Source organism: Flavobacterium sp. (assembly GCF_028712645.1).
GTDB lineage: Bacteria > Bacteroidota > Bacteroidia > Flavobacteriales > Flavobacteriaceae > Flavobacterium.
Window position 1 is genome coordinate 1 of sequence record NZ_JAQTPQ010000276.1, and the last position, 4,467, is coordinate 4,467.

Genomic DNA, 4,467 nt, shown 5'->3' on the forward strand with positions numbered 1-4,467 from the left:
AGTTTTAGACGATGGTTTTTTGACTGATAGTTTGGGACGAAAAATTGATTTCAAGAACACCATAATTATTATGACATCGTACGTTGGTGCCAGACAATTGAAAGCTTTTGGACAAGGTGTTGGTTTTGGAACTGCTGCAAAAATTGCACAAGCAGATGACAATTCGAAAAGCATTATCGAAAGTGCTTTGAAAAAGACTTTTGCACCAGAATTCTTAAACAGAATTGATGATGTAATCGTGTTTAACACACTAGAAAAACACGATATTGACCTGATTATAGAAATTGAATTAAAAAAATTATACGACAGAATCAAACAATTAGGGTATCAATTAGTGCTTTCTGATAAAGCAAAAGCATTCATTGCAGAGAAAGGTTTTGATAGACAATTTGGAGCAAGACCACTAAAAAGAGCCATTCAAAAATATGTCGAAGATACACTTGCCGAAGAAATTATCACTTCGAAAATTGCTTCAGGCGATGAAATATTTATGGATTTAGATGATACATCGCAAGAACTAATTGTAAATGTAAACAAAGCAGAAAAACCTACTAATTAGTAGGTTTTTTTATCCTAAATTATTAAATTAATTAACCTTAATTTAATATTCATAATTCTAGATTTCAATATATATTTACACCCAAATTTAAAGTTTTTATAAATTCATTTATGACACAAAATAAAATCATACTGGGTAGTGAGGAATGGTGTTCTCTTCCTGAATTGGGAATTCCTATTATTAAAGCTCGTGTCGATTCTGGTGCAAAAACTTCGGCTTTGCACGCCAAAAATATAGCTCCATTCATAAAAGAAGGACAAAATTGGGTCAAATTTGACATCAATCCAATACAAAATAATGTCAAGACAATCATCTCTTGCGAAGCTCTATTAGTTGATAAAAGAGTGGTCAAAAGTTCAAGTGGTTTCAAGGAGCAACGTTTTGTGATTCAGACAAATTTAGAAATTGGAAATTCGAATTGGCTCATCGAAATGACATTGACCAATCGAGATTCAATGGGTTTTAGAATGTTATTGGGTCGTGAAGCGATGAGCGGAAGAGTTTTGGTAGATCCAGAACAACAATATCTATTAGGCCAACCTACAAGCGATAATTTGAAAGAAGTCTATAAAAATTCTGAAAAAGCTAGTTCAGGTTTACGAATTGGACTTTTAGCAAGCAACCCGGAATTGTACAGCAACAAGAGAATTATGGAAGCTGGCGAAATGCGAGGTCACGAAATGCACTTCTTGAACATTAAGGAATGTTATATGAAACTCGATGCCAAAACACCAGAAATTCATTATCGTGGCGGAATAATTTTGAATAAATTTGATGCTATTATTCCTAGAATCCGTCCTAGTATTACTTTTTATGGTTGCGCTCTAACTAGACAATTTGAAGCTTTGAACGTTTTTTGTTTAAATTCTTCCACCGCTATTACACAATCTCGAGATAAATTATTTTCCTTGCAATTGCTTTTGCAAAGTGGAATTGATATTCCAACAACTGGTTTTGCTAACTCGCCTTTAGACACCAATGATTTGATTAAAATGGTTGGCGGACCACCATTAATTGTAAAATTATTGGAAGGAACTCAAGGAAAAGGAGTGGTTTTGGCCGAAACCAAAAAAGCTGCCGAAAGTGTCATCAATGCTTTCAAAAGTTTGAATGCCAATATTTTAGTACAAGAATTCATAAAAGAAGCCAACGGAAAAGATTTACGTTTATTCGTGGTTGATGGAAAAGTTGTGGCTGCCATTCAACGTGAAGCAATGGCGGGAGAATTTCGAGCTAATATCCATTTAGGAGGAACCGCATCAGTAATAAAACCAACATCCGAAGAGAAAAAAATTGCCATTCGTGCCACAAAAGCAATGGATTTGAAAGTAGCTGGAGTTGATATTATTCGTTCCTCAAAAGGGCCTTTATTGCTTGAAGTAAATTCATCTCCAGGACTTGAAGGTATCGAAGGTGCTACAAACAAAGACATTGCAGGCGAAATGATTATCGCAATCGAAAAGAATTTTAAATTGAAATAACTTCGTAAACATAGGAGTCATATAAGTTTAGCTCCATTTTTAAATCTTTTACTGATTAATTAGGGATAAACTCTATGACTTATTATGTTTCATTACATTTTAAAACTCCTCAATCGCAACGAATTCATTATCACGGAAACCGAACTAAAGCTCATCGCAGCCGCCGCAATCATTGGTGACAATAATATTCCGAATACCGGATATAAAACACCTGCAGCAACCGAAATCCCAAATGCATTGTAAATAAAGGCAAAAAACAAATTTTGTTTGATGTTTCGCATTACAGCGTGACTCATTTTTTTTGCTTTTACGATACCTTGTAAATCACCTTTTACCAAAGTTATTTTGGCACTTTCAATTGCAACAGCTGTTCCTGTTCCCATTGCAATTCCAATGTTGGCTTGCGCCAAAGCCGGAGCATCATTAATTCCATCACCTGCCATTGCTACAAATTTCCCCTCAGCTTGCAAACGTTTGATTTCTTTGAGTTTATCTTGAGGCAAACAATTGGCAATAAAACCCGACAAATGCAATTCATCAGCAACTGCTTTTGCTGTATTTTCATTATCACCCGTTAGCATAATCACTTCAACTCCTTGACTAATTAACTCTTTGATCGCTGCTGCACTGGTCGATTTAATCGCATCGGAAATAGACACAAAACCAAAGGTAGCTTTATCAATTGAAATATAAGAAACCGTTTTTCCCAGTTTTTGCTCGGCTATAATTTTATTTTCTAAATCATCCGGAATGCTTGCTCCTACTTGCTCCATTAGTTTTTTATTTCCCAAAGCCACTTTTTTTCCAGCCACATTTCCGATAACTCCTTTGCCAGTAATTGCTTCAAAATCTTTTGCTTCTACCAAAGAAACCTTTTTTGATTTAGCATAATTTACGACAGCTTCCGCCAAAGGATGTTCGCTATACTGATTCAAGGAAGCAATGTTTTGCAATAAATTGTCTTCTCCATTATTCGCAGCATATACTTTTTCAACAGAAGGTTTTCCTTCAGTAAGGGTTCCTGTTTTGTCGGTTATCAAGACATTAACTTTGTTCATATTTTCCAAAGCTTCGGCGTTTTTTATCAAAACTCCCGACTGTGCTCCCTTGCCTACCCCAACCATCACGGACATTGGCGTTGCCAATCCCAAAGCACACGGACAAGCAATAATTAAAACTGCTATCGAATTGATAAATCCGTAAACAACGGCTGGTTCTGGACCATAAATATCCCAAACCAAAAAAGTAATCATCGAAATTATAACTACAGTTGGTACAAAATATTTGGCAATACTATCCACTAATCTTTGAATTGGAGCTCTTGAACGACTGGCATCATTAACCATTTTTACAATTTGCGAAAGCAAGGTTTCCGAACCCACTTTTTCGGCAATCATTACAAAGGATTTGTTTCCGTTGATTGTTCCTGCAATTACGGAATCGTCAATAGTTTTATCAACAGGAATAGGTTCTCCCGAAATCATCGATTCGTCTATGGTGCTTTCTCCATCGGTAATTTTTCCGTCAACTGGGATTTTTTCTCCTGGTTTTACGCGTAATAAATCTCCTTTTTTGATATCGTGAATAGAAATTATTTTGTCTTTTCCGTCAACGACTAAAGTTGCTTGAGTTGGCGCTAGTTTTAATAGTTCTTTGATGGCAGCATTCGTTTGTCCGTGGGCTTTGGCTTCCATTAATTGTCCTAATAAGACCAAAGTCAATATGACTGCTGTGGCTTCAAAATAAAGTGCTACTACTCCGTGATGTTTGAATTCTTCTGGAAAATAATTAGGGAATAAAAGTCCAGCAATACTGAATAAAAAGGCAATTCCTGTTCCAATTCCAATTAATGTAAACATATTGAGATTCCAAGTAATGATGGATTTCCAAGCGCGTTCAAAAAACATCCAGCCAGCATAAAAAACCACTGGAAGAGTCAAGATAAATTGCACCCAATTCCATTTTTGTGTGTCTAATACTTGCAATAACGGATTGTTAGGCAACATTTCCATCATCGAAATAATAAATATAGGAACGGAAAACCCAATGGCAATTTTCATTTTTCGCCATAAATCATTGTAGGTTGTATTTTCCTCAATCGCTACGGGTTCCTTTGGAACCAAATCCATTCCGCAAATCGGACAAGAACCAGGTGCATCTTGAATAATTTCGGGATGCATCGGGCAAGTATAGGATGTTTTACTGACGTTCCAATCGGGAGCTTTGATTAAATCCAATCCGCAAACGGGACAATCTCCTGCTTTGTCATAGACTTTTTCGCCTTCGAAAAACATTGGGCACTAATATTTTCCCGAAGCGCTAATAGGCAAAACTACTTGATTCATCTCGCTTGGTATTGGTGTGCTGTAAAGAGAATTCTCAGATGTAGCATCGCTTTCGCTGATAATGTAATTTCCCGCAGTGTAT

2 protein-coding genes and 1 pseudogene are annotated in these 4,467 nt (G+C 36.2%); 2 read left to right on the forward strand and 1 reads right to left on the reverse strand.

Annotation, left to right across the window (positions count from 1 at the left end; genetic code table 11):
• Nucleotides 1-559: AAA family ATPase (locus PHC28_RS16080; protein ID WP_300103055.1), on the forward strand; the 559-nt coding region annotated here is incomplete at its 5' end.
• A 110-nt stretch (nt 560-669) separates the two neighbouring features.
• A complete protein-coding gene (gene rimK, locus PHC28_RS16085; RefSeq protein WP_300103058.1) occupies nt 670-2,040 on the forward strand; it encodes a 30S ribosomal protein S6--L-glutamate ligase in 1,371 nt (456 codons plus the stop codon).
• Nucleotides 2,041-2,132: 92 nt separating this feature from the next.
• Here rimK and PHC28_RS16090 read toward each other — a convergent pair.
• Nucleotides 2,133-4,467, reverse strand: a pseudogene (locus PHC28_RS16090) (copper-translocating P-type ATPase); the annotation flags it as partial.